Origin of the sequence: Stutzerimonas stutzeri, from assembly GCF_002890915.1 — a bacterium.
GTDB classification, from domain to species: Bacteria; Pseudomonadota; Gammaproteobacteria; order Pseudomonadales; family Pseudomonadaceae; genus Stutzerimonas; species Stutzerimonas stutzeri_AF.
The window spans coordinates 185280-210683 of record NZ_POUT01000006.1; the positions used below are offsets into that span (position 1 = coordinate 185280).

Below are 25404 nucleotides of genomic sequence, written 5' to 3' on the forward strand. Positions count from 1 at the left end.
GTCGACGCTGTGGCTGTTACTTCCAGCTTCCAGCTTCCAGCTTCCAGCTTGGAGAAGCCAATGTCCCACCAATCCGACCTGATTTCCGCCGACATCCTCGCCTACCTGGCGCAGCATGAGCGCAAGGAACTGCTGCGTTTCCTCACCTGCGGCAACGTCGATGACGGCAAGAGCACCCTGATCGGGCGTCTGCTGCACGATTCCAAGATGATCTACGAGGACCATCTCGAGGCCATCACCCGTGATTCGAAGAAGGTCGGCACCACCGGTGAGGATGTCGATCTGGCGCTGCTGGTCGACGGCCTGCAGGCCGAGCGCGAACAGGGCATCACCATCGATGTCGCGTACCGCTATTTCTCCACCGCCAAGCGCAAGTTCATCATCGCCGACACGCCCGGCCACGAGCAGTACACGCGCAACATGGCCACCGGCGCATCCACCTGCGACCTGGCGATCATCCTGGTCGACGCCCGCTACGGTGTGCAGACCCAGACCAAGCGCCACAGCTTCATCACCTCGCTGCTGGGCATCAAGCACATCGTCGTCGCCGTCAACAAGATGGACCTGATGAACTTCAATCAGGACGTCTTCGAGAAGATCAAGGCCGACTACCTCGCCTTCGCCGAGCGTATCGAGTTGAAACCGTCCTCGCTGCACTTCGTGCCGATGTCCGCGCTCAAGGGCGACAACGTGGTCAATCGGAGCGAGCGCGCGCCCTGGTACGATGGCCAGTCGCTGATGGAAATCCTGGAAAGCGTCGAGATCGCTGGCGATCGCAACTTCGACGACCTGCGCTTCCCGGTGCAGTACGTCAATCGGCCCAACCTCAATTTCCGTGGCTTTGCCGGCACCCTGGCCAGCGGCATCGTGCGCAAGGGTGACGAGATCGCGGTGTTGCCGTCCGGCAAGACCAGCCGGGTGAAATCCATCGTCACCTTCGACGGCGAACTGGAGCAGGCCACGCCGGGCGAGGCCATCACCCTGACCCTGGAAGACGAGATCGACGTCTCCCGCGGCGACATGCTGGTGCATGCCGACAACCGCCCGCGCATCGCCGACAGCTTCGAGGCCATGCTGGTATGGATGGGTGAAGAGCCGATGCTGCCGGGCAAGAAGTACGACATCAAGCGTGCCACCAGCTACGTGCCAGGCTCGATTGCCAGCATCACTCACAAGGTGGATGTGAACACGCTGGAGCAGGGCGCGGCGAGCAGTCTGCAGCTCAACGAGATCGGCAAGGTCAAGGTCAGTCTGGACGCGCCGATCGCTCTGGACGGCTACGTGCAGAACCGCACCACCGGTGCTTTCATCGTCATCGATCGCCTTACCAACGGCACCGTCGGCGCCGGCATGATCATCGCCGAGCCGGTCGCCCATGGTACCGGCGGACATCACGGTGCGCTGGCGCATGTCTCCACTGAAGAGCGCGCCACACGCTTCGGCCAGCAGCCGGCTACCGTGCTGTTCACCGGCCTGTCCGGTGCCGGCAAGAGCACCTTGGCCTATGCGGTGGAACGCAAGCTGTTCGACATGGGGCGTGCGGTCTACGTCCTGGATGGCCAGAACCTGCGCCACGACCTGAACAAGGGCCTGCAGCAGGATCGTGCCGGTCGCACCGAGAACTGGCGCCGCGCTGCCCATGTGGCACGGCAGTTCAACGAGGCCGGCCTGATCACCCTGGCGGCTTTCGTCGCCCCGGATGCCGAAGGCCGCGAACAGGCCAGGGCGCTGATCGGCGACGATCGGCTGATCACCATCTATACCCAGGCTTCGCCGCAGGCCTGCCGCGGGCGCGATCCGCAGGGGCTGTACGCCGCAGGTGGTGACAACATTCCGGGTGAGTCCTTCCCCTACGATGTGCCGCTGAATGCGGATCTGGTGGTCGATACCGAAACGTCGACGCTGGAGGAGGGGGTAAGGCAGGTGATTCAGTTGCTGCGTGAGCGCGGGGCGATCTGATTGCGCATTGGTTGTGTCGGCGCCATGCAAGCCGCGCGGGTTTCACCCGCCCTACGGCTGGTGGAATGTCTCGATCCGGCGTAGGGCGGGATTGCAACCCGTCGAGCGTGCTAGGCGACGGCACCGATGCCCGGCTCATTGAAGCGGAAATCGACACCCCGCAAGCCGCGCGGGTTTCACCCGGCCACGATTTCAATGGCTCTTGGTCAAGGTGCCTGAGAGATGTTTTTCGATAATGCCCAAGACAATGAGATTCCAGCCGCCGAGGTGTTCAGCTAGGGGGGCGTAGTGTTGCTGCTCCAATGCCTGCAAATCATCGAGGAGAGTGTTCAGGGCGCGGATATGCTGATCGGCAATACGAGCGTCCTGTAATAGTTTGAGCTGAGCACCTTGCAGCGCGAGGGTGAGGATCACGCCGAAGAAGGTGAACAGACCAAGGATGGGGCTCGCCACACCACCGAAGAAGGTGCCGAAGCCCGTGAGTCCGTTGATATTGGCCATAGCGGGCCAAACATCCGCCAGCAGGAAATAACCGGCGGCCACCCCGCCCATGGCCAGCAATGCCAGGGTGCCGATGCCTATGATGCCAAGCACTCCTTTCATATCGTCTCCGTGAAAGATGCGTTAACGGGTAATGGCAGGGCGGCGGCTTCCACCTTACGCTGTGCGCCAATAAACATGGATGTTATTGAATGTCTCGCTACCGCCGTGCTGCTGTGCCTGGGGCCTCTTACTTTTTCACCGTCGTGACGGAGCGGCGCCAGCCAACTTGACCGATCTTGCTGTTCAATCAGCTCTGCGCGAAGCCATCGTTTTGGTTCGTCAAACGCTGCCTTTTCGTATCGACGGCTGGGTTCTGCTTCCCGATCATCTACATGCGATATGGACCCTTCCCGAGGGTGATGCGGATTTTTCCAATCGCTGGCGTTTGATCAAGCGACACGTCACACGCGTCTGCGGTTCTGATTATCTCCGTCCCGAGCTCCTGACGCAGCGGCGCTCTGGCAAGCAATACGGAACGCTATGGCAGCACCGGTTCTGGGAGCATCTCATAAGGGATGAGCGTGACTTTCGGCAGCATATGGATTACTTGCACGCCAATCCATTGAAGCATGGGCTTGTAAGCGCCGTTGTCGATTGGCCATGGTCGTCATTTCACCGGTGGGTCAGGCGCGGGGTATATCCCGGCGATTGGGCCGGCGCCAAGGACGGGGGGAACGGCATCATCCGTGGTGTCGAGTGACGTAGGGCGGGTGAAACCCGCCGAGCGCGGTGCGCATCCATTCCACGGTTGGCGTTGGGCATACCCGTAAAAACAAAACCCCGCCGGTAACAGACTGTGTGAAAACCAGCCTGCATAGGCAGCGGTAACGACAAACGCCCCAACACCTGTTGGGGCGTTTGCTTTTGCGCAAAAGCAAAGCGGAGAAACGCCGGCTTTCAGACCAGCAGTTCGATCATGCGGCGAGCACCGAGCACGTTGATTGCGCGCTTGAGGTTGTAGGCCTGCACCGCCAGAGCCATTTCCGTTCGCGTCCCGCCCAACTGCCGCAATAAGAAGCGGCCGTTGCCCAACAGCCATTGCTTGAGGTTGCCGAAGGGGTGTTCGACGATCGAACGGCGCCTGTTCATCATCTCCGGGCGGGTTTCGAGTCGCTGCTCCATGCGCTCGAACGCATCCTCATGGGCATGACGCCTCAGGTAGCGCTGCCTGGCCTGGGTGCACTGTGTCTTCAGTGGACAACTCGCGCAATCATCGGCATGAGCGGTGTAGAGTCGGTGCCCTCGATTGAGCTGCTTGAGCTTCAGTACATGCCCGGCCGGGCACAGGTAATGATCCTGCTGCGCGTCGTAAACGAACGCACTGCGATCGAAATGCTGGCCATCGCCCTGGTTGTTGATCGCGCGATTGGGCGGCACGTAGGCGGTGATTTCAGCCTCTTCGCAGGCCTGGAACTGGGCGCCGTTGGAGTAGCCAGCATCTGCGACCACATCCAGCCGGCCCTGCCGCAGCACGGTTTGGCTGGCCTTGGCCATCGGTTCCAGCTGCTGGTTATCGGTGCCGTCCTGCGTCACCTCGTGGTGCAGGATCAGGCAGTGCTCGGCATCCACCGCGCTCTGCACGTTGTAAGCCACCCGCGAGCCCAGATGGGTGCGCATCTTCCTGGCATCCGCTTCGCCGACCACGAACTGCTCCAGTCCCTGCGCCTCCAGCAAGGTCTGGTTGTCGGCATGCTTGCCCTGCAACTGCTGCAAGGCAACCTTGACCGCCGCGCGATCGATCGACTCCCCAGCTTCGGCCTGATCGGCCGCCTCCAGTTGTGCCAGGTAATCGGCGATACGCTGTTCCAGTCGCTGCTGTTGGCGCTTGAGCTGCTTGAGACTCAGGTGCTTGCGCGCCGAGGCGACCGCCTGAAACTTGCTGCCGTCGATGGCGACCAGCTCGCCGGTTATCAGCCCGACCCGGCGGCAGAATTGCACGAATGCCCGGCAGGTGGCACTGAAGGCCTGGCCGTTGTCCTTGCGAAAATCAGCAATGGTCTTGAAGTCCGGCGCCAAGCGGCCCAGCAGCCACATCACCTCGATGTTGCGCTGACACTCGGCTTGCAGCCGACGCGAGGAGCGGATGCGTTGAAAGTAGCCATACAGATACAGTTTGAGCAGGTCCGCCGGATCGTAGGCCGGCCGCCCCGTACGGCTCGGCTGTGCCTTGCCAAAGCCCAGCGCCTGAAGATCCAACCGAGCCACGTAAGCCTCGATCACCCGTACCAGGTGATCTTGGAGAACCAGTTCTTCCAGCGTCGGCGGAAACAGGCTGCTCTGCTGGCGGCCTTCTCCTTGGATATAGCCCATAAACGACAATGCCCGTATCGGTCGATACGGGCATTGTCTTCAGCTCAGCCGCGGACTGCTAGTTGGGTTTTCACACAGTCTGGGTAAGGACGGGGTTTTGTGTGGCCGATCAGGCGATGTATAACCGCGCGGGTTTCACCCGCCCTACAAGGGTAGGCAGTGCGCAACCACGTGTCCACTGGGCTTACATGGGTATCCAGCCTTGTGACCAAAAGCGCGGAGTCCAGCCGGTGTGATGTTCAATCATGTAGGCTTCTATGTTTTGGGGCAGAATGGAGACTTCTCTTATGAGGACGTTCCCCAGCACCAGCAGCACTGGTATTGCGATGATGGCACAGGCGAGGCGTTGGGTGCGGGAGGGTGTTGCAGTTCTGGACCAGCGAGCCAACGCTAGGCCAATCAGCAATGCCAGCCAGGTTTCCGTATAGGGCATGACGAAAACGCCATCGACCTGCGCCAGTACCAATGCGCCGACGATTGCCCCCCATAGCCCGGCGTCCAGTTCGTTGGCGGACGCTTGGCGCAGGTGGCGGGCGCCGTGCAGCAGCCCCCAGGCGCCTAGGGCGAGGGCGATAAGGGTTGCGGCAAAGCCCCACTCAGCCAGCCATTGCAGAACAACCTGATGAGGATGGGCGGCGATGGGGTTATAGGTTGCCGAGTAGTGCATGGGGCCGGCGCCTAGCCAAGGGTTGGCCAGGGCCATTTCCCATGCCCATTGCCAGATGCGTTCACGGCCCGAAAGGCTGGTGCGCAAGTTGTCACGCAGCGCGGGATCAAGGCCCAGCCAGAGAGGGATCAGTTTGAACAGCAGCACAAATAGCAGAAAGCCGAACAATGCGGCGGCTGCCTGCAAGGCCAAAATGCGCCATAGCTTTCGGTTGATCAGCAGCAGCGCAAGATGGCTTACCAGCAGCCCCAGCCACAGGCCCCGCCCGCCAAGGGTAAAGGCGATGCACCATTGGCTCACGAGCGCCAGCGTCAGCAATGCGGCGAGTGCCCAGCGCAGCTGTTGACGGCAACGCTCCACCAACAGCGCCATCACGGGCATCAGCATGACCTGGAACTGGCCGAAAAAGCGGGGATTGGAAAAGCCGTTGAACAGAAGATCGGCATCGAGCATCCACATGCCGGAGACAAAAGCCGTCATGTAGTAAACGAGAAACTGGAACGCATGAGTAAAGCCGATAGCGGCCATTGCCCAGAGTATGGAGTTTTGCCAGGTTGGGCGTGTTTTCAAGCCGCTGATAAGCAACGCCAGCAGAAGCAGCCCGCCATAGCGACTCCATTCCTTCAGCGCCCAGTCCGGCCAGACGGCAAGCGCGGACGAGCACAGGCCCAGAAGAAGCAGGCCAGCCAAAAGCAACAGAGCAGGTCGCGGCAAGGCTGTTTGGGGTAACAACACAGCCAGCGGGGCGCCAGCGCAAAGCAGACCCAATTGGTAGATGCGTTGCTGATCATGCCAGCTATACCCAAGGTGCCAGGTCTCTGTGGCGGATAAGCAGAAGGAGGTAAAGATCAACGCAAGCAGTGTGTAGGTTATTGCAGAGAGCCTTTTCATTTTTGGTAAAGCTTTTTCAAAAAGTTAACGCACATTAGGCAATAAGTGAGCCACGCAAACAGGCTTAGGGTCGGTGGTGGTGACGCCATGCGGCAAGCCATACAAAAAATGAAACCCCGCCGGAGAGGGCATGGTTTCATTTTGGTTAGGTGATGCGTATAACCGCGCAGTTATACGGCGCAGAACAGTAGGGCTGGTGAAATTCACCGATAATCGTTTGGCGCTACGTGGAACGATTGCCGAACGCAGCAGCAATTCGCCGAACAGCGCCATCGTCCGGGGCACTCATAAAACACGAAACCCCGCCGGAGATGGCAGGGTTTCGTGTTGTCAGATGGTGCGTAACCGCGCGGTTTTCACCCGCTCTATAGGATTAACCTATGTTTAGGAGGCACTGCACTTGGTTACGAACTTTGCATCAGCATCTGTAGTGCAAGTCCACTTACCGGTAGCCTGATCGTAAGCGTAAGTTACTCTGCTGCCATTCAGGCTCGGATTTGCATTGTCAAAGATATAAACGAGGGAGTAAGTAGTTGCACCGGCGGCGGCATCTGCAGGATCTGTGATATCCCCATAAGTCCCTGCTAATTGCAACTCCAAATCCGTGCCGATAATGGCTTCACCTTGATCAATTTTTTCCTGAACAGCAACTTTTGCACCGGACAAAAGTGCGTGCGCTTCAGAAAACTGGGAACGACCGATGTAGTTTTGGTATTGCGGAATGGCGATGGCCGCCAAAATCCCGATGATCGCCACAACAATCATCAATTCAATAAGGGTAAAACCCTTCTGCATCTGAGCTTTCATTTGAGTCTCCTTGAGTGTTAAGGCATTGAGCCTGCCGCAGATAAAGCAGTTTGCATGCCAGCTTATGTTCAGGTTTCGCTCCTTGCTCAATATTGTGATGTGCGTCCTGTTTGGGGTCGTGGAGGGAGTGAGGTAATCATTCTGGATGATGGCACTTTGTGTGTATAAACCAGCTTGGCAGGTCCGGCTGCTTTTATGTTTTTCGTGCAAACAGGCTCTGGGCGGCGATATGTGACCTAGAACGTCACTTGGCACCGCTCTTGTTTGCAGCTCCCAACAACTGCGCTATAAGGCTGGCACTGACCAAAGCGAGACCGCCATGAGCGAACACATTTCCCTTTCCGGGCTGGCCCGGCAGATGGTGCTGGCCGGGGTGCTGGATGAAAAAACGGCGCAACAGGCGCAGGTGCAGGCACTGCGCAACAAGTCGCCTCTTGTTACTTATCTCGTGCAGAACAAGCTGGCGAAAGGTCGTGTAGTTGCCGAGCTTGCCTCCGAGCAGTTCGGTGTTGCGCTGCTGGATTTGTCGGCACTGGATAAGGAGTCCTTCCTCAAGGATATCGTCAGCGAGAAATTGGCCCGCCAGCACCGGGTACTGCCGCTTGCAAAGCGTGGCAACAAGCTCTTCGTAGCGGTTTCAGACCCGGCCAACCATCAGGCCGTTTCCGATGTCCAGTTCAGTACCGGGCTGAATACGGAAGCCATTCTGGTAGAAGATGACAAGCTCGGTCAGGCTATCGACAAGCTTTACGAGAGTGATTCGACAGGGTTGGAGGATCTGGGGGATGTCGACCTGGATGGTGTCGATGTCGAAAGTGTGTCGGATGATGCGAAAGGCGATGAGGCGGGTGGAGAGGCAGACGATGCGCCGGTCGTACGCTTCGTCAACAAGATGCTGCTCGATGCTATTCGTGGCGGTTCGTCCGACCTCCATTTCGAGCCCTATGAAAAGGCCTACCGTGTTCGGCTGCGTACCGACGGCATCCTGCATGAGGTGGCTCGTCCTCCGATACAGCTGGCGCCGCGTATCTCCGCGCGCCTGAAGGTAATGGCCGGGCTGGATATTTCTGAGCGCCGCAAGCCGCAGGATGGTCGGATCAAGATGAAGATCTCCAAGACCAAGGCCATCGATTTTCGTGTCAATACGCTGCCCACCCTGTGGGGCGAAAAGATCGTGATGCGTATCCTCGATCCGTCCAGCGCCCAGATGGGCATCGATGCGCTGGGCTACGAAGAGGAGCAGAAAGAGCTTTACATGAATGCGCTGCGCCAACCGCAAGGCATGATTCTGGTAACCGGGCCGACTGGTTCCGGCAAGACGGTTTCGCTGTATACCGGCCTGAATATTCTCAATACGGTGGATGTAAACATTTCCACGGCCGAAGATCCGGTGGAGATCAACCTGGAAGGCATCAATCAGGTCAACGTCAATCCGCGTCAGGGTATGGATTTCGCTCAGGCATTGCGCGCTTTCCTCCGCCAGGATCCGGATATCATCATGGTCGGTGAGATTCGCGACCTGGAAACCGCCGAGATCGCCATCAAGGCGGCACAGACCGGGCATATGGTGATGTCGACGCTGCACACCAATAGCGCTGCCGAAACGCTGACCCGCCTGCGCAACATGGGCGTGCCAGCCTTCAATATCGCCACCTCGGTGAATCTGATCATCGCTCAACGCCTGGCGCGCAAGCTGTGCAGCAGTTGCAAGAAGGAAATCGAGGTGCCGCGCGAGACCTTGTTGCGAGAAGGGTTCCCGGAAGAAAAGATAGGAACCTTCAAGATTTACGGGCCGGTTGGCTGCGATAACTGCAAGGGTGGTTACAAGGGGCGTGTCGGTATTTATGAAGTGGTTAAAAACACGCCTTCATTGCAGCGGATTATCATGGAAGACGGCAATTCCATTGATATCTCCACCCAGATGCGCAAAGACGGCTATAACGACCTGCGAACCTCGGCACTGCTGAAAGCCATGCAGGGCGTGACCAGCCTCGAAGAAGTCAACCGGGTCACCAAGGATTAAGCATGGCGCAGAAAGCGATCAGGACCAGTGTGTTCACCTGGGAGGGAACCGACCGCAAGGGCAGCAAGGTCAGTGGCGAGCTGAGTGGGACGAGCCCAGCATTGGTGAAAGCGCAACTGCGCAAGCAGGGCATCAATCCGCAGAAGGTGCGCAAGAAGTCCGCCTCGTTGTTCGGGGCGGGCAAGAAGATCAAGCCGATGGATATCGCGCTGTTCACCCGACAGATGGCGACCATGATGAAAGCCGGTGTGCCGCTGCTGCAATCTTTCGACATCATCGGCGAGGGTTTCGATAACCCGAACATGCGCAAGCTGGTGGATGACTTGAAGCAGGAGGTTGCGGCAGGTAACAGCTTTGCGACGGCTTTGCGCAAGAAGCCGCAGTACTTCGACGACCTGTATTGCAACCTGGTCGATTCAGGCGAGCAATCCGGCGCCTTGGAAACCCTGCTCGATCGCGTGGCGACCTATAAGGAGAAGACCGAGGCGCTGAAGGCCAAGATCAAGAAGGCGATGAACTACCCTATTGCGGTGGTGGTGGTGGCGATCATCGTATCGGCCATTCTGTTGATCAAGGTGGTGCCACAGTTCCAGGAAGTCTTCGCCAATTTCGGCGCCGAGTTGCCGGCTTTTACCTTGATGGTGATTGGCTTGTCGGAGGCGCTGCAGGAGTGGTGGTTCGTTGTTCTGGCGGGGTTGATCGGGGGGGGCTTTGCTTTCAAGGAGGCGCACAAGCGCTCCGAAAAATTCCGCAACTGGTTCGACCGTTTGTTGCTGAAGGTACCAATCGTTGGTGAGATTCTCTACAAGTCATCGGTTGCCCGTTTCGCCCGCACTCTGTCGACGACTTTCGCTGCGGGTGTGCCGCTGGTGGATGCGCTGGATTCGGTGGCGGGGGCTACGGGTAACGTGGTATTTCGTAGCGCCACCCAGAAGGTCAAGAATGACGTGTCCACTGGTATGCAGCTGAACTTCTCCATGCGCACCACCGGCACTTTCCCGACGATGGCGGTGCAGATGACGGCGATTGGCGAGGAGTCCGGCTCGCTGGACGAGATGCTGGGCAAGGTTGCCACCTTCTATGAGGATGAGGTCGACAACATGGTCGATGGCCTGACCAGTCTGATGGAGCCGATGATCATGGCGGTGCTGGGGGTTCTGGTCGGTGGCCTGATCATTGCCATGTATCTGCCGATTTTCCAGCTGGGCTCTGTGGTTTAAGCATGATTCTCGTCGACTATCTGGCCAGCCATGCGCTGGCCTTTGTTTTGTCCGCTGCCCTGGTGGGATTGCTGGTGGGCAGCTTTCTCAATGTGGTGATTCATCGTTTGCCGGTCATGATGCGGCGCGATTGGCGCATGCAGGCGCGGGAGTATCTGGAATACCCGCCGGAGCCGGCTGGCGAGCGCTTCAATCTTCTGCTGCCGGGCTCGCATTGTCCGCGCTGCGGCCATGAGATTCGCTCGTGGGAGAACATTCCTCTGCTCAGTTGGCTGGCGTTGCGGGGCAAATGCTCGTCCTGCAAGGCGCCGATCAGTGCTCGCTACCCGCTGGTGGAACTCGCGTGCGGGCTGCTGTCGGGCTACGTTGCCTGGCATTTCGGCTTCTCCTGGCAGGCGGGTGCCATGCTGCTGCTGACCTGGGGGTTGCTGGCGATGAGCATGATCGATGTCGATCATCAATTGTTGCCCGATGCGCTGGTGCTGCCGCTGCTTTGGTTGGGGCTCATCCTCAATGACTTCGGTTTGTTCGTCTCCCTCGAGAGCGCGCTGTGGGGGACGGTGGCGGGGTACCTGAGCCTGTGGTCCGTGTACTGGCTATTCAAGCTGCTGACCGGCAAGGAAGGTATGGGCTATGGCGATTTCAAGCTGCTCGCGATGCTGGGCGCATGGGGCGGTTGGCAGGTGTTGCCGCTCACCATTCTGCTGTCGTCGGTGGTAGGGGCTGTGCTTGGAAGCATTCTGCTGCGGGTCCAGAATGCCGAGAGCAATACGCCTATCCCCTTCGGGCCGTACCTGGCGATTGCGGGGTGGGTCGCTCTGCTTTGGGGTGACTGGATCACACAAAGCTATCTGCAGTTCGCGCGTTTCTAGGGTTGCGGAAAGTCTTCAGCTTTATCCTGGGCGATAGGTGGGGCCGCCGGCGTCGGAGAGGCTTGCCATCCAGGTTAGGTGGGGTCAGCCGTTCGGGCAGACCTTCGGCCTGTAATCGCCGCGAGGGCGCGCCTCCCGCCGGGTCCGGTGGACGCATGCCGCTTTTGTGGGAGGCCCGACCTCGGGGCGATGCTTGTCAAGCTTTTGGCTGTCCTGCCGCCAATCCTTGCGGGGCGCGCCTTCCATAGGGCTTGTCTCATTCACCTCACTGTCGGCCGGGGCTTGCGCTTCGTGAGTCGAGTGGTTACTACTGCGCGTCCTGATTCACAGCTGGTGTGTTTGCCTGATGAAACCCTGGATTCTTGGATTGACCGGCGGCATCGGTAGTGGCAAAACCGCCGTGGCCGATCATTTCGCCAGCCTGGGCGTGCATGTCGTGGATGCCGACCAGGCCGCGCGCTGGGTGGTCGAGCCTGGCCGTCCCGCCCTGCGGCAGATTGCCGAGCACTTCGGTGAAGGTATCCTTCTGCCGAATGGAGAGTTGGATCGTGCCGCGCTGCGCGAGCGGGTATTTCGTCGTCCTGAGGAGCGGAAATGGCTTGAGCAGCTATTGCATCCGCTGATCCGGGCGGAGATTGCCCGGCATCTTGCGCTTGCCGAATCACCCTACGCGATCATGGTCTCGCCGCTGCTGGTCGAGTCGGGACAGTACCGGCAAGTCGATCGTGTGCTAGTGGTGGATGTGCCGGAGGCGCTACAGATACAGCGCACCATTGGTCGGGACCAGGCCAGTGAGGAGCAGGTGCGTGCGATTCTCAAGGTCCAGGCGGGGCGCGAGGAGCGTCTACGGCATGCTGACGATGTGCTGCTGAACGACCGTGATTTGTCCTGGCTGAAGTCCGAGGTGGAGCGTTTGCATCGTTTTTATCTGACACTGCGGGGAGGCCGGCAATGACCGCGACCATCGTTGAGTGCCCCACATGTGGGGCGCCGGTAGAGTGGGGAGTGCAGAGCCCGCACCGGCCGTTCTGCTCGGATCGCTGCAAGTTGATCGATTTGGGGGCGTGGGCTTCGGAGGAGCACGCCATTCCGGGTAACGAACTGGAGGATGAGCTGTTCTCCGGTGATATGCCGCCTCGCCAGCACTAGGCGCAATCTCTGTAGGAGCCATGCTCGCGAACCCGGCCATGCAAAGCATCGCGGGCATGGCCTCAGCGTCTCCTCCCGGTTTCTGCATCGCATAAAGCGGATGCCCGCGTGATACGCCCTGAATCAGTCACTGATAATCGTCTTCACGCTGGTGTCTGAGCGCAAGGATAGTGACCGTCGTGGCGCTGTCGATCTCGAAGAGCGCCACATAGCCTTCCCGGCCGAACGGAATCAGTAATTCACGAAAGCGTGGGGTGTCGGCCAGAGGCTTGCGGCAGGAGAGGGGGAAGCTTTCTAGCAGGGCGAGAGCCTGGCGGATGGTGGAGAGTGCGCGCTCAGCCAGGTCGAGGTCGCGCTCAAGCAGGAAATCGTAAAGCCTGAGCAGGTCCGCCTGCGCTTCTTCTGTGAAGCGTATCTGGTATGTCATCGGCGCTTACTGGTTCGGGCTTGCTGCAAGCGTTCCTCAAGGGTCGCGAGTACGTCGCCTGCTGGTAGGTAGCGGCCAGTCGATCTGGCACGCGACGCGGAGGCGAGTCCGCGCTTAATGAAGTCTTCCTGATCCTGTCGGGCGGCGATACTCTGCCTCAGAGCTTGTTCCATGAGCGAAGACAGAGTTTCTCCGGGCTTGAGTACGGCTTCGGCGGCCTGTCGGAGTTCGGGCTGGACACGAATCGAGGGCAGGGTTGCGGTTTTCATGGAATAGCCTGCGTTACGTTGGTTTGCGTTGCATTTGCGATGCAGTTTGGCTGCTACTGGTGGACGTGGCAACTCTGCGATGCCATCAGGGTCATAAGCCATCTTTGCCTTCGCGCCCTCCCGTAGGAGCGAGCCATGCTCGCGAACCTGGCCCCGCGAAAGCATCGAGTGCCCCGTTCTGACTTTGTCCCGCTGTGGGGTGAACTCCGTTCGGCGGGTTGCAACCCGCCTACGACGGGCGGAGCACTATGCAGGCTTGTAGGGCGGGAGAAACCCGTCTATCGCTCATCATCCTTCCAGGGTGCCTGCAGGTAGCGGCTCTGGTTGAAGCTTTCCAGCCAGTCCGGGTAGAACACCACCAGTGCTGTGATGGCGGTGCCGTTGATGAATGCCTCTGGAAACATCACCAGCCAGATATAGCCTGCGAAGTCCTCCAGCCAAGGCGGCATCGGGAAGCGTCCATCGATCAGCAGGACTCCCAGCGAAGCCAGCACGCAAAGCAACGCGGCCAGGGCGGCCGGGAAGAAGCCGGAAAAGAAAATGAAGACGAAGAGGTTGCGGGGCTGAGCGCGCTCGACCAGGCGGGCGCAAATGACGGTGACCAGTACCGGAATCAGTACCAGCAGGACGCCGTTCAACCCCAATGCCGTCAGCTGCTGGTGACCTGTCAGCGTCAGGCCGAGTTGTGCGCTGAAGGCGGCCAGGATGGCCAGTGGCCAATCCAGCAAAAGGGTAACGGCCGTCAGGCCAATGAAGTGGAAGGACAGTCCCGAGTCGAAATCGCGCCGAACCAGCCAGAGCAGGAAAATGGCCAGCATCGCACCAAACAGCAGGTGTTGGCGCCGCGTATCGCTGAACAGCTCGACCCATGGCGCGCGCCACGCTGCCCAGAGCAAGGCGAGCGTATAGACCAGCCAGCCCGCAAGTATGCTGGATGGGGCAAGTAGGTGGGCGGAGATCATTCCCGTGGCTCCTTGGTGTGCTGCTTCCGGGGGGGGGCGTTGCTTGATCGCTGTCGGTGTTCAAGGGGCTGGGTTCGGCTGTTCGGTGTGAATCGCCTCGATCCCCGCAAGAACCTCGGCCGACAGTTTCAGGTCGGCACTGGCGAGGTTGGCCGCGAGCTGCTCGATGGTGGTGGCGCCGATGATGTTGCTGGTAACGAAGGGCTGTGCGGTGACGTAGGCAAGTGCCATCTGGGCGGGATCGAGACCGTGCTCGCGGGCGAGGGTCACGTATCTCGAACAGGCGGCTTTTGCCTGTGGGTTGGTATAGCGTGCGAAGCGCTGGAACAGGGTGATGCGTGCGTTGGCTGGCCGTGCCCCATTTTCGTACTTGCCGCTCAACATGCCGAATGCTAGGGGCGAGTAGGCGAGCAGTCCGCATTGTTCGCGGATGGCGATTTCCGCCAGCCCGACCTCGAAGCTGCGGTTGAGCAGGTTGTACGGGTTCTGGATCGAGACCGCGCGTGGCCAGCCGCGGCTTTCGGCCAGTTGCAAATATTTCATGGTGCCCCAGGGCGTTTCGTTGGAGAGGCCGATGCACCGTATCCTGCCGCCCCGCACCTCTTCGTCCAGCGCTTCCAGGGTCTCTTCGAGAGGGGTGAAGTCGCTTTCCTGGTGCCGATAGTCCAATTGCCCGAAGAAATTGGTGCTGCGCTCGGGCCAGTGCAGCTGGTAAAGGTCTATCCAATCGGTCTGCAGGCGCCGGAGGCTGGCATCGATGGCGGTGCGGATTTGCTGGCGGTCGAATCGTGGGTGCCCGTCGCGAATGTGGGTGATGCCATTGCCTGGGCCGGCGATCTTGGTCGCCAGGATCCAGTCGGCGCGATCGCCGCGTGCCTTGAAGTAACTGCCTATGTATTGCTCGGTGGTGGCGTAGGTTTCCGCTCGCGGCGGTACCGGATACATCTCCGCGGTATCGATGAAGTTGATGCCGGCTGCCTTTGCTCTGTCGATCTGGGCGAAAGCGTCGGCTTCGCTGTTCTGTTCGCCCCAGGTCATGGTGCCCAGGCAGAGCGAGCTCACTTCAAGTTCGGAGCGGCCTAGTCGACGAAATTCCATGGGTATTCCTCGGGTTGAAAACTGATGTCTGGAAGCTTAACGAAGATGGCGTCGCTCGTGCTCGTCGGCATGGGGCGGCCTGCCGACGGGCCGCGTGCATCGGTTTTGATGCCATCGTGGTCGTGTTGTTCGGTCGATGCCAAAAGTCGATTGCTATTTTCCTGGTAATCAGGATAATTCCGCAGCCTGTCGGCGGGGATGCCTAGCCTGTCGACGCAAGCCAAAGGTAGGGGATGCCTAGCCTACCGAACCACCGCCGTGGCGGACGCGCTGACCCGAGCCCCCGATAGCGTCTGTTTCCGGCTGCCCTGACCTTGCCAGGGCGAGCACTATTCAGTAAGATTCGCCGTCTTATTTTCAGGGCGGCCCCTGAGGCTATAACGAATGAAGACATTTACTGCTAAACCGGAAACCGTCAAGCGCGACTGGTTCGTCGTCGACGCTGCCGGCCAGACCCTGGGTCGTCTGGCAACCGAAATCGCTAGCCGCCTGCGTGGCAAGCACAAGCCGGAATACACGCCTCACGTCGATACCGGCGATTACATCGTCGTGATCAATGCCGAGCAGGTACGTGTTACCGGTGCCAAGACCACCGACAAGATGTACTACTCTCACTCCGGTTTCCCGGGTGGCATCAAGTCGATCAACTTCGAGAAGCTGATCGCCAAGGCGCCCGAGCGTGTGATCGAGACCGCGGTCAAAGGCATGCTGCCGAAGAATCCGCTGGGTCGCGACATGTATCGTAAGCTGAAGGTCTACAAGGGTGCCAGCCACCCGCACACCGCTCAGCAGCCCCAAGAACTGAAGATTTAACGGAATAGTTCATTATGTCGGCGACTCAAAATTACGGCACTGGCCGTCGCAAGACTGCAACCGCGCGCGTCTTCCTGCGCCCGGGTACTGGCAAGATTTCCATCAACAACCGTGAGCTGGACAACTTCTTCGGTCGTGAAACCGCCCGCATGGTGGTTCGTCAGCCGCTCGAGCTGACCGAGACCGTCGAGAAGTTCGATATCTATGTCACCGTTCTGGGTGGCGGTGTCAGTGGTCAGGCTGGCGCCATTCGTCACGGTATCACTCGCGCTCTGATCGAGTACGACGAGACCCTGCGTAGCCCGCTGCGCAAGGCCGGTTTCGTCACTCGCGATGCTCGCGAAGTGGAGCGCAAGAAGGTCGGTCTGCGCAAAGCGCGCAAGCGTCCGCAGTACTCCAAGCGCTAATTCGCGCTTTACAAGAAACGCCCAGTTTCATTCGGAGCTGGGCGTTTTTTTATGGGTCGGATTTCTGGTGCGACAGCGTGTCACGTGCCGGGAGGTCCCGTTTTACGGGGCTGCAGGTGTTTTGTGACAGGCTATTACCTTGTCAGAAGAGGGCCTTTTCTTTACCATTTGGCGAATTTTTCGCGGCTCAATTTTACGTAGTACATGCCTGCCCTAGAGCGGGTCATAAGAAGCTGATGGGAGACGACTGAATGAGCAATGACGGCGTGAATGCTGGCCGGCGTCGCTTCCTCGTAGCCGCCACTTCGGTGGTGGGTGCTGCAGGAGCGGTGGGTGCCGCGGTCCCGTTCGTGGGATCGTGGTTCCCGAGTGCCAAGGCCAAGGCTGCCGGTGCGCCGGTAAGGGTGAATATCGGCAAGATCGAGCCGGGGCAGCAGATGGTCGCCGAATGGCGCGGTCAGCCGGTATTTATCGTGCGCCGCACCGAGGAGATTCTCGGGAATCTGGAGAAGGTCGCCGTGCAGGTGGCGGATCCGGAGTCCAAGGCCTCGGAACAGCCGGCTTATGTCGATCCGAAGAACCGGTCGATCAAGCCGGAGATCCTGGTGGTGGTTGGTCTTTGCACCCACCTGGGTTGCGCCCCGTCCTTCCGCCCCGAAGTGGCTGCGGCCGATCTCGGCGCCGACTGGCTGGGTGGCTATTTCTGTCCGTGCCACGGTTCCAAATACGATATGGCTGGTCGCGTCTACAAGGCGCAGCCCGCTCCCTTGAACCTGCCGGTGCCCCCGCACTCGTACGAGACCGATAATGTCATCATCATCGGTGTGGACCAGGAGAACGCCTGATGAGCAAGTTCATGGAATGGGTCGACGCCCGCTTCCCCGCTACCAAGATGTGGGAAGATCACCTTGCCAAGTATTACGCCCCCAAGAACTTCAACGTCCTGTACTTCTTCGGTTCGCTGGCGTTGCTGGTGCTGGTCAACCAGATCCTTACCGGTATCTGGCTGACCATGAGCTTCGAGCCCTCCGCTGAGGGTGCCTTCGCTTCCGTCGAATACATCATGCGCGATGTGGAGTACGGCTGGATCATCCGCTACCTGCACTCCACTGGCGCTTCGGCGTTCTTCGTGGTGGTCTATCTGCACATGTTCCGTGGCCTGCTCTACGGCTCCTACCAGAAGCCCCGCGAGCTGGTGTGGATCTTCGGCATGATGATCTACCTGGCGCTGATGGCCGAGGCCTTCATGGGCTACCTGCTGCCCTGGGGGCAGATGTCCTACTGGGGTGCCCAGGTGATCATTTCGCTGTTCGGTGCCATTCCGGTCATCGGTGGTGATCTGACCCAGTGGATCCGCGGTGACTACCTGATTTCCGGTATCACCCTCAACCGCTTCTTCGCCCTGCATGTGATTGCCCTGCCGATCGTCATCCTCGGTCTGGTGGTGCTGCACATCCTGGCGCTGCATGAAGTCGGCTCCAACAACCCGCTGGGCGTCGACATCAAGAAGACCAAGGATGAGGCCGGTGTGCCGCTCGACGGCATCCCGTTCCACCCGTACTACACCGTCAAAGACATCGTCGGCGTAGTGGTGTTCCTGTTCGTGTTCTGTGCGATCGTGTTCTTCTTCCCCGAGATGGGCGGTTACTTCCTCGAGAAACCGAACTTCGAAGTGGCGAATGCCTTCAAGACGCCGGCACACATTGCTCCAGTTTGGTACTTCACGCCGTTCTACGCGATTCTGCGCGCTGTACCGGACAAGCTGCTCGGCGTCATTGCGATGGGCGCTGCCATTGCCGTGCTGTTCGTCCTGCCCTGGCTCGACCGCAGTCCGGTCAAGTCCATGAAGTACAAGGGCTGGATGAGCAAGCTTGCGCTGCTGGCGTTCTGCGTCTCCTTCATCATTCTCGGCGTGCTGGGCGTATTGTCTCCGACCCCTGAGCGCACTTTGTTGGCTCGGATCTGTACCGTCATCTACTTCGCGTACTTCATCCTGATGCCGTTCTACACCAAGCTCGAGAAGACCAAAGTGGTTCCGCAAAGGGTGGATGGCTGATGAAAAAGCAATTTGCTGCACTGATTCTTGCAATTCTGCCGGCCTTTGCCTTTGCTGCCGGCACCGAGGCCCACTTGGACAAGGTCGATATCGACCTGACCGACAAGGCGGCCATGCAGGACGGTCTGAAGACCTTCGCCAACTACTGCATGGGCTGCCACAGCGCGCAGTACCAGCGCTATGAGCGAGTGGCTACCGACCTCGGTATTCCGGAAGAAGTCATGATGGACAACATCGTCTTCACCGATGCCAAGTACGGCGACCACATGAAGAGTGGCATGAAGCCTGACGATGCGAAGGTCTGGTTCGGTGCTGCACCGCCGGATCTCACGCTCGTCGCGCGGGTTCGTGGCAACGACTGGCTGTATTCGTACATGCGCAGCTTCTACGAAGATCCTGCGCGTCCCTATGGCGTCAACAACACGGTATTCCCGAACGTGGGCATGCCGCATGTGCTGGCTCCGCTGCAGGGGCGCCGGGTCGTCGGTTGCAAGCAGGTCCAGGTGGTCGAGGATGGCCGCAAGCAGTTCGATCCGCTGACCGGCACGCCGATCACCAAGGAAGCCTGTGATCAGATGGTCGTAGAGCCTGGCACCGGTGAGCTGACCGAAGCCGAATACGACGAGAAGATCAAGAACCTGGTGACCTTCCTGGCCTACTCGGCCAACCCGGTCAAGCTGGAGAGCCAACGCATCGGTACCTATGTATTGCTGTTCCTGGCCGTCTTCTTCGTGTTCGCCTACCTGCTCAAGCGCGAGTACTGGAAAGACGTTCACTAAGTGCTCTAGCTGTTCAAGCTGTACCTTGCGCGCGCCCAATGGGCGCGCGTGTTTTTTCTGCCTCCAAATAAGAGAGTGAGGGGCCTATGGCTGCAGCCAACCGCCTGGTCTGCTATTCCGATCCCGCCGACCACTATTCCCACCGTGTCCGCCTCGTGCTCGCGGAGAAGGGGGTCGCTGTCGAGGTCATCGATGTCGAGGCGGGGCAATGCCCGGCCAGGTTGGCAGAGGTGAACCCCTATGCCAGCGTGCCGACGCTGGTGGATCGCGACCTAGCGCTGTATGAGCCGGGTGTGATCCTGGAATATCTGGAAGAGCGCTATCCGCATCCGCCGCTGCTGCCGGTATACCCGGTGGCTCGCGCCAATACGCGGCTACTGGCGCATCGTATCCAGCGTGACTGGTGCTCACTGGCCGATCACATATTGGATCAGCGCGTTGCCGAGCCGCAGCGTGCGCAGGCGCGCAAGGAGTTGCGTGAAAGCCTGACCGGCGTATCGCCGATATTCGGTGAAAAGCCCTATTTCATGAGCGACGAGCTGAGTCTCGTCGACTGTTGCCTGTTGCCTATCCTCTGGCGTTTGCCCAGACTCGGTATCGAGTTGCCGCGAGCGGCCAGGCCGTTGCTCGACTACATGGAGCGCAACTTCGCCCGCGAGGCCTTCCAGGCCGGTCTTTCCGCCGTCGAGCGCGACATGCGCTAAAAGAGGACGTCGTCATGAATTCAAGCCGCCCTTATCTGGTAAGAGCGCTCTATGAGTGGATCGTCGACAACGATTGCACGCCGCACCTGCTGGTCAATGCCGAGTATCCGGGCGTACAGGTGCCCGCCGGATTCGCCAGTGATGGCCAGATCGTACTGAACGTGGCCCCCAGCGCCGTGCGCCATCTGCACATGGATAACGAGGCGATCAGTTTCGAAGGCCGTTTCGGCGGTATCGCCCATTCGCTCAACGTCCCCTCTGCGGCGGTGATGGCGATCTATGCCAGGGAAAACGGTCAGGGCATGGTGTTCGAGATCGAGCCCACCCCGCCGGATGATGACGGGTCGAGCGATGACGGTGACGGTGGCGCTCCGCGCCCGGGTGGCCGCCCGAGTCTGAAGGTCGTCAAATAGCGTTAGCGACAAGCCAGGGCGGCGGTGAGCCGTCACGAAAAACGGGCGCCATTGGCGCCCGTTTTCGCTTGCCGCGTGCCGCTGTCCTCAGTCGATATACTCGAATAGCTTGACGATGCGTTGTACGCCGGATACGCCCTGCACCAGGCTGGTGGCGCGATTGCCTTCCTGGCGGGTTACGAGGCCGAGCAGGTAGACGATACCGTTTTCGGTGATGACCTTGATGCGCGAGCCCGGCACGTTGTTGTCCGTCAGCATCTGGGTCTTGATCTTGGTGGTCAGCCAGGAGTCATTGCTGCGCGCCAGGGCGGAAGAGGGCTGCAGGATCTGCAGTTCGTTGTGGACGCGCTTGACCCGTTGCACCGAGCTTGCGGCCCGTTCGGCCAGTTCCTTGAGCTCGGCGCGCGGCGTCTGGCCGGCGAGCAGCACGACGCCGTTGTAGCTGGCCACGACGATATGCGAGGCGTTGTCGAGGTCGGGGTGGGCCTTGGCGATGTTCACGGCGGCCTTGGTCTCGATCAGTGAGTCGTCGATCTTGCTGCCGATGGTGCGGGTGCCGCGGTCGTCGGCAATCGGCTCGTCGCGGGTGGCGGTCAGTACCGAACTGCAACCGCTAACGGCGAGGCAGAGGCCGAGGGCGATCGTGGGTAGGCGGGGCAGCTTCATTCCTCACTCCCGAACAGTTGGTTGTCGATCAGGTCGCACAGGCAATGGATGGCCAGCAGATGGACTTCCTGGATGCGCGCCGTGACCTTGGCCGGCACGCGGATCTCGACGTCTTCGGGCAGCAGCAGGGAGGCCATGCCGCCGCCGTCGCGGCCGGTCAGGGCCACGACCAGCATCTCCCGGTCGTGTGCAGCCTGGATGGCCTGGATCACGTTGGCGGAGTTGCCGCTGGTCGAGATGGCCAGCAGCACGTCGCCGGGCTGGCCCAGGGCGCGGATCTGCTTGGAGAAGACTTCGTTGTAGCTGTAGTCATTGGCGATCGAGGTAAGCGTCGAGCTGTCGGTGGTCAGCGCGATTGCCGGCAGGCTGGGACGCTCGCGCTCGAAGCGGTTGAGCAGCTCGGAGGAGAAATGCTGGGCATCGCCGGCCGAGCCGCCGTTGCCACAGGTGAGAATCTTGCCTTCGCTCAGCAGGGCATTGACCATGGCCTGCCCGGCTTGCTCGATGCTCGGGGCCAGGACTTCCATGGCCTGCTGCTTGGTTTCGATGCTGGCCTGGAAAAGCTGGCGGATACGGGTTTGCATGTCCATCGGTGATTGACCTTCAAGGTGGCGGGCGTGCCCGAGTGCCGCTCGGGCGATTCGCTCGCGGTTCACTAGGGCTGGGGGCATCGTACAGCGACTGCCGGGATGGATCGTTCAGCTATCAAAGGCGTTGCGGATCCAGTTCAGGTTCTGGCTCTGTCCGTGTGCGGCAATGGCGACGACATCGAAACGGCAGGGGCTGCTGGCCCAGCGGCTTTCCTTCTGCAGGAATAGCTGGGCCGCCTTGATCAGCTTCTGCTGCTTGCGCGCGTCGACGCTCTCCAGTGCGCCGCCCCAGGCGGCGTGCCGCCTGTAGCGGACCTCGACGAATACTACTGTATCGCCGTCGAGCATGACCAGATCAAGCTCGCCGCTGCGGCAGGACCAGTTGCGCTCGAGCAGGCGCAGCCCCTGCCGTGCGAGGTGGTTCAGGGCTAGCGCTTCGGCAGAGCGTCCGCTGCTCTGGCTGTCGCTCATTGGAGCGGGTTGTCCGGCATCCGCTCGACCTCGCCGCCATGGAACTCGGCCCATGGCAGCTGGCGCTCGATGCGCTGTTGCGGATTGAGGCTGAGGGTTCCCGAAAGCCCTTCGAGCCTTGTGCCCGGCAATGCCAGCAGCTGGTTCAGGCGCGGGGCGAGCAGATAGGCATCGGCCCCCATGGCGTACAGCCGGCCCAGGCTGCCCCCCGCCTGCGGCCACTTGCGCTCGACTTCCTGGCGCAGCGGCAGTTGATTGTCCAGCAGCCATGGCGTCTCGGCGAAGCGGATGCCTTCGAGGTCCAGGTACTGTGTCCGGTCATGATTGGCCGCGTGCAGGTGCGAGGTGGCATATACCGGCAGGTCGCCGGCGTATTGGAAGATCAGGGTCGGCTTGACCTGTTGCGCCTGCTGCGGGGTGGCTGCGAGGAAGATGAAATCGACATCCTGGCGGCGCGTGGGTTGCGAGGTGGTGGCGGTATCTATGGTGCTGCGCAGTTGCTGCGCACGGCTCTCGCTGTGGCGCAATTGCAGCAGGTCGGCGATCTGGTTGGCCAGCTCGACCGGCTCGGCCAGTGGCTCGGCGGCGACGAGAGTGCCGCCGGCCTCCTGCCAGCTCTGGCGGAACGCCTCGAGAATGCGGGCGCCCCAGTCGCCGCGAGGGACCAGGGCAATGGCTCGGCGATGGCCATCGGCCCAGGCGCGGCGGGCAACCTCGCGGGCTTCATCTTCGGCGGCGAGTCCGAACTGGAAGAGTTGCGGGGGCGTTCGCTGGCCGGCATCGCTGTAGTTCAGCGCCAGGGTGGTGATCGGTAGTTGGTCGCGTTCGCCGAGTTGTCGTACGAGATCCTTTTCCAGCGGGCCGACCACCAACTGGACACCGGCGGCTCCGGCCTGACGATAGAAGTCGTCGATGGAGGTCAGGCGGGTGCTGTCATACAGTTCGATCCGCAACGCCTGCCCGCTTTGTTGTTCCTGCAGGTGGGCAGCGAGGAAGCCATCACGCAGGGCGCGGGCGACGTTGGCCAGTTGACCTTCCATGGGGAGCAGCAAGGCGATATTGGTCAATGGCTGGTCGGCGAGTTCGCGAAGCTTCAGCAGTGGTTCCGGGAGCTGCTGTGCGGCGGGATGCTGCGGGTTCTGGGCGATCCAGTCGTCGATGGCGCGCTGCTGCTGGGCAACGGTGCCGGCTTGCTTGAGGGTGGCGGCGAGCGCCTGCCAGCCGGCCAGGTCCGGTTCGGTGGCGCCGTGCAGCTGTTCCGCCGGCAGGGCGGAGATCAGCTTCCAGATGGCCTCGTGATTATCCTTGGCCTGCTGGCCACTCAGCAGGGGGGCGGTGAATACCCGTTCGCGGGCGGCGGCGAGTGGCTGGCTGGTGGCCTCGAACATCTGGGCGCGAACCAGTTGGGTGCGGATCTGTTGTTCCACGGGAAGCTCGCCGAGGCGTTCGAATGCCGGGTGCTGCAGGGCTTGCTCGGCCTGGCGTGGTTGATCGTCGGCCAGTGCGAGTTCGGCTTGAAGGGTGCGCGCGAAGATTTGCTGGGCTGGCTTCAGGGCATCCAGCTGAACTTGTCCGAGAATGCTGCGGGCCTGTGCCGGATTGCCCTGGCGCATGCTCTGGTCGGCCGCGGCCAGGCGCAGTTGTGCGGCCTGCTCCGGATCGCTGCTATCGGCCTGCTGCAGCAATTGCTGCGTCGTGGCTTGCGGGGTGCGCGGCAGTTCGCCCAGCGTGGAAGAGGGCGAGCTGGCGCAAGCCGAAAGCATGGCAGCTAGGCAGATGAAGAGAAGTGGGCGAAGGCGGACCATCATGTAATCGTTCCTGAAAGCACTGGCGAGTGTGCACGGATTGTACCCAAGCCCCGACGCAGCCGCGATGTCGCGGCACTGAATCGGGCTACAATGCGCATTTCCGTGATTGAGGTAAGCCCTGTGACTGCCAGCGGTGTTGCGAATTCCGGCGCGGGTACGCTTTATGTGGTCGCCACGCCCATCGGCAACCTGGAGGACATCAGTGCCCGCGCCTTGCGGGTGCTGCGTGAGGTGGCGCTGATCGCCGCGGAGGACACTCGTCACTCCTCCCGGCTGCTGGCGCACTTCGGTATCCAGACGCCTCTGGCTGCCTGCCATGAGCACAATGAGCGCGACGAGGGTGGGCGCTTCCTCGGGCGTCTGTTGGCAGGCGACGATGTCGCGCTGATTTCCGATGCCGGTACCCCGCTCATCTCCGATCCCGGCTATCACTTGGTCCGCCAGGCGCGGGCGGCAGGCATCCGTGTGGTGCCGGTGCCGGGGGCCTGTGCCTTGGTTGCGGCATTGTCGGCGGCGGGGTTGCCGTCGGATCGTTTCATTTTCGAGGGGTTCCTGCCGGCCAAGGCTGCTGGACGTCGCACGCGTCTCGAGCAACTGAAGGACGAGCCGCGTACCCTCATATTCTATGAGGCGCCGCATCGCATTCTGGAGTGCCTGGGTGATCTGCAGGAGGTGTTCGGTGGCGAGCGCGCGGTAGTGCTGGGGCGTGAGCTGACCAAGACCTTCGAGACCTTGCAGGGTATGCCGCTGAGCGAGCTGCGCGCCTGGGTCGAGGCCGACGCCAATCAACAGCGTGGCGAGTGCGTGCTGGTGGTCGGCGGCTGGCAGGCTCCGGAAGGTGAAGATGCGGTGAGTGCCGAGGCGCTGCGGGTGCTCGATCTGCTGCTGGCGGAGATGCCGCTCAAGCGTGCCGCCGCGCTGGCGGCCGAAATCACCGGGGTGCGCAAGAACCTGTTGTACCAGGCGGCATTGGCAAGGCAGGGGTAAAGCAGCTTGAAGTCATAAGCTTGAAGCTGGAAGAAAAAGCTTGGCCGGTGTGAGCCGCTGGCTTGCAGCTTGCAGCTTGGGTCGTTACCCTTGTCGGCGGAGAGTCGATCGGACAGTCGCTGTCTCTTTTTGTTCCGGCAAGAAGGGAGGGAGGAAAGTCCGGGCTCCATAGGGCAAAGTGCCAGGTAACGCCTGGGAGGCGCGAGCCTACGGAAAGTGCCACAGAAAACAACCGCCTAAGCGCTTCGGTGCCGGTAAGGGTGAAAAGGTGCGGTAAGAGCGCACCGCACGGCTGGTAACAGTCCGTGGCTAGGTAAACCCCACTGGGAGCAAGACCAAATAGGGACCCTCTGGCGTGGCCCGCGCTGGGTCCGGGTAGGTTGCTAGAGGCAGTCAGCGATGGCTGTCGTAGAGGAATGGCTGTCCTCGACAGAACCCGGCTTACAGATCGACTCTCCAACTTTTATTCCTTCCGTTTCGCCCGTTTTTAATTCCGAAAGATTCTTGCACTTA

At 60.6% G+C, this 25404-nt stretch carries 26 protein-coding genes, 1 other RNA gene and 1 pseudogene; 16 read left to right on the forward strand and 12 right to left on the reverse strand.

Annotation, left to right across the window (positions count from 1 at the left end; translation table 11 throughout):
* The first annotated feature begins 60 nt into the window (after window positions 1-60).
* Entirely contained in the window at window positions 61-1959 is a 1899-nt protein-coding gene (gene cysN, locus CXK94_RS12615) for a sulfate adenylyltransferase subunit CysN (protein ID WP_102894597.1), read from the forward strand.
* Between the two features lie 192 nt (window positions 1960-2151).
* Here cysN and CXK94_RS12620 read toward each other — a convergent pair whose 3' ends face one another.
* Entirely contained in the window at window positions 2152-2562 is a 411-nt protein-coding gene (locus tag CXK94_RS12620) for a hypothetical protein (protein WP_102894598.1), read from the reverse strand.
* A gap of 89 nt (window positions 2563-2651) precedes the next feature.
* Here CXK94_RS12620 and CXK94_RS12625 point away from each other — a divergent pair.
* Window positions 2652-3202 (forward strand): annotated as a pseudogene (locus tag CXK94_RS12625) (REP-associated tyrosine transposase).
* 197 nt (window positions 3203-3399) lie between these two features.
* Here the strand turns inward: CXK94_RS12625 and CXK94_RS12630 are convergent.
* From CXK94_RS12630 to CXK94_RS12640, 3 genes are all read right to left on the reverse strand, one after another.
* The gene (locus CXK94_RS12630; protein ID WP_102894599.1) at window positions 3400-4812 is read right to left on the reverse strand and encodes an IS1182 family transposase; all 1413 of its coding nucleotides are present in this window, start codon (window positions 4810-4812) and stop codon (window positions 3400-3402) included.
* Window positions 4813-4996: 184 nt separating this feature from the next.
* Window positions 4997-6370 (reverse strand): O-antigen ligase family protein, encoded by a 1374-nt coding sequence (locus CXK94_RS12635; RefSeq protein WP_102894600.1) that lies wholly within the window; start codon window positions 6368-6370, stop codon window positions 4997-4999.
* Between the two features lie 384 nt (window positions 6371-6754).
* The gene (locus CXK94_RS12640) at window positions 6755-7177 is read right to left on the reverse strand and encodes a pilin (protein ID WP_102894601.1); all 423 of its coding nucleotides are present in this window, start codon (window positions 7175-7177) and stop codon (window positions 6755-6757) included.
* A 319-nt stretch (window positions 7178-7496) separates the two neighbouring features.
* On the opposite strand from CXK94_RS12640, the gene pilB reads away from it, so the two are divergent.
* The 5 genes from pilB (at window position 7497) to yacG (ending at window position 12441) form a co-directional block, all read left to right on the forward strand.
* Window positions 7497-9200 (forward strand): type IV-A pilus assembly ATPase PilB, encoded by a 1704-nt coding sequence (gene pilB / locus CXK94_RS12645; RefSeq protein ID WP_102894602.1) that lies wholly within the window; start codon window positions 7497-7499, stop codon window positions 9198-9200.
* A 2-nt stretch (window positions 9201-9202) separates the two neighbouring features.
* Complete coding sequence (locus tag CXK94_RS12650) at window positions 9203-10420, forward strand: type II secretion system F family protein (protein WP_102894603.1); 1218 nt, start codon at window positions 9203-9205, stop codon at window positions 10418-10420.
* 2 nt (window positions 10421-10422) lie between these two features.
* A complete protein-coding gene (locus CXK94_RS12655; RefSeq protein ID WP_102894604.1) occupies window positions 10423-11292 on the forward strand; it encodes a prepilin peptidase in 870 nt (289 codons plus the stop codon).
* A 346-nt stretch (window positions 11293-11638) separates the two neighbouring features.
* Entirely contained in the window at window positions 11639-12247 is a 609-nt protein-coding gene (gene coaE, locus CXK94_RS12660; RefSeq protein WP_102894605.1) for a dephospho-CoA kinase, read from the forward strand.
* Window positions 12244-12441 (forward strand): DNA gyrase inhibitor YacG, encoded by a 198-nt coding sequence (gene yacG / locus CXK94_RS12665; RefSeq protein WP_037038493.1) that lies wholly within the window; start codon window positions 12244-12246, stop codon window positions 12439-12441. The genes coaE and yacG overlap by 4 nt, the downstream gene beginning before the upstream one ends.
* A 127-nt stretch (window positions 12442-12568) precedes the next feature.
* Here the strand turns inward: yacG and CXK94_RS12670 are convergent, their stop codons facing one another.
* The 4 genes from CXK94_RS12670 to CXK94_RS12685 all read right to left on the reverse strand — a co-directional run bounded on the left by CXK94_RS12670 (window position 12569) and on the right by CXK94_RS12685 (window position 15197).
* Window positions 12569-12868: a type II toxin-antitoxin system RelE/ParE family toxin gene (locus CXK94_RS12670; protein WP_102894606.1), complete on the reverse strand. Its 300-nt coding sequence runs from the start codon at window positions 12866-12868 to the stop codon at window positions 12569-12571.
* Complete coding sequence (locus CXK94_RS22840; RefSeq protein WP_423835241.1) at window positions 12865-13302, reverse strand: YlcI/YnfO family protein; 438 nt, start codon at window positions 13300-13302, stop codon at window positions 12865-12867. Before CXK94_RS22840 ends, CXK94_RS12670 begins: the two co-directional genes overlap by 4 nt.
* Before the next feature lie 113 nt (window positions 13303-13415).
* Window positions 13416-14099, reverse strand: coding sequence for an energy-coupling factor ABC transporter permease (locus tag CXK94_RS12680; RefSeq protein WP_102894608.1), 684 nt, complete (start codon window positions 14097-14099; stop codon window positions 13416-13418).
* Window positions 14100-14159: 60 nt separating this feature from the next.
* Window positions 14160-15197, reverse strand: a complete 1038-nt coding sequence (locus CXK94_RS12685) for an NADP(H)-dependent aldo-keto reductase (protein ID WP_037038498.1) — start codon at window positions 15195-15197, stop codon at window positions 14160-14162.
* Window positions 15198-15581: 384 nt separating this feature from the next.
* Here CXK94_RS12685 and rplM point away from each other — a divergent pair, with 384 nt between their 5' ends.
* The 7 genes from rplM to CXK94_RS12720 all read left to right on the forward strand — a co-directional run bounded on the left by rplM (window position 15582) and on the right by CXK94_RS12720 (window position 20369).
* Window positions 15582-16010, forward strand: a complete 429-nt coding sequence (gene rplM, locus CXK94_RS12690) for a 50S ribosomal protein L13 (RefSeq protein ID WP_003281188.1) — start codon at window positions 15582-15584, stop codon at window positions 16008-16010.
* 14 nt (window positions 16011-16024) lie between these two features.
* Entirely contained in the window at window positions 16025-16417 is a 393-nt protein-coding gene (rpsI, locus tag CXK94_RS12695) for a 30S ribosomal protein S9 (protein ID WP_037038506.1), read from the forward strand.
* Window positions 16418-16668: 251 nt separating this feature from the next.
* Window positions 16669-17262, forward strand: a complete 594-nt coding sequence (petA, locus tag CXK94_RS12700) for a ubiquinol-cytochrome c reductase iron-sulfur subunit (RefSeq protein ID WP_102894609.1) — start codon at window positions 16669-16671, stop codon at window positions 17260-17262.
* Window positions 17262-18473, forward strand: a complete 1212-nt coding sequence (locus tag CXK94_RS12705) for a cytochrome b (protein WP_037038512.1) — start codon at window positions 17262-17264, stop codon at window positions 18471-18473. The genes petA and CXK94_RS12705 overlap by 1 nt, the downstream gene beginning before the upstream one ends.
* A complete protein-coding gene (locus tag CXK94_RS12710; RefSeq protein WP_037038519.1) occupies window positions 18473-19252 on the forward strand; it encodes a cytochrome c1 in 780 nt (259 codons plus the stop codon). The genes CXK94_RS12705 and CXK94_RS12710 overlap by 1 nt, the downstream gene beginning before the upstream one ends.
* Window positions 19253-19338: 86 nt before the next feature.
* Complete coding sequence (locus CXK94_RS12715; RefSeq protein WP_102894610.1) at window positions 19339-19956, forward strand: glutathione S-transferase N-terminal domain-containing protein; 618 nt, start codon at window positions 19339-19341, stop codon at window positions 19954-19956.
* A 14-nt stretch (window positions 19957-19970) separates the two neighbouring features.
* Window positions 19971-20369: a ClpXP protease specificity-enhancing factor gene (locus tag CXK94_RS12720; protein WP_037038526.1), complete on the forward strand. Its 399-nt coding sequence runs from the start codon at window positions 19971-19973 to the stop codon at window positions 20367-20369.
* Between the two features lie 87 nt (window positions 20370-20456).
* Here CXK94_RS12720 and CXK94_RS12725 read toward each other — a convergent pair whose 3' ends face one another.
* The 4 genes from CXK94_RS12725 to CXK94_RS12740 all read right to left on the reverse strand — a co-directional run bounded on the left by CXK94_RS12725 (window position 20457) and on the right by CXK94_RS12740 (window position 23904).
* Window positions 20457-21035 carry a BON domain-containing protein gene (locus CXK94_RS12725; protein WP_037038528.1) on the reverse strand — a complete coding sequence of 193 codons (579 nt, stop codon included), beginning with the start codon at window positions 21033-21035 and terminating at the stop codon, window positions 20457-20459.
* Entirely contained in the window at window positions 21032-21625 is a 594-nt protein-coding gene (locus CXK94_RS12730) for a phosphoheptose isomerase (protein ID WP_037038530.1), read from the reverse strand. Before CXK94_RS12730 ends, CXK94_RS12725 begins: the two co-directional genes overlap by 4 nt.
* A gap of 108 nt (window positions 21626-21733) precedes the next feature.
* Window positions 21734-22096, reverse strand: a complete 363-nt coding sequence (locus tag CXK94_RS12735) for a YraN family protein (RefSeq protein ID WP_037038532.1) — start codon at window positions 22094-22096, stop codon at window positions 21734-21736.
* Complete coding sequence (locus tag CXK94_RS12740) at window positions 22093-23904, reverse strand: penicillin-binding protein activator (protein ID WP_128576104.1); 1812 nt, start codon at window positions 23902-23904, stop codon at window positions 22093-22095. The genes CXK94_RS12735 and CXK94_RS12740 overlap by 4 nt, the downstream gene beginning before the upstream one ends.
* A 120-nt stretch (window positions 23905-24024) precedes the next feature.
* Here CXK94_RS12740 and rsmI point away from each other — a divergent pair, with 120 nt between their 5' ends.
* Both rsmI and rnpB read left to right on the forward strand, forming a co-directional pair.
* Entirely contained in the window at window positions 24025-24891 is an 867-nt protein-coding gene (gene rsmI, locus CXK94_RS12745) for a 16S rRNA (cytidine(1402)-2'-O)-methyltransferase (RefSeq protein ID WP_102894611.1), read from the forward strand.
* A gap of 100 nt (window positions 24892-24991) precedes the next feature.
* Window positions 24992-25351, forward strand: an RNA gene (rnpB, locus tag CXK94_RS12750) — RNase P RNA component class A.
* Window positions 25352-25404 lie beyond the last annotated feature (53 nt).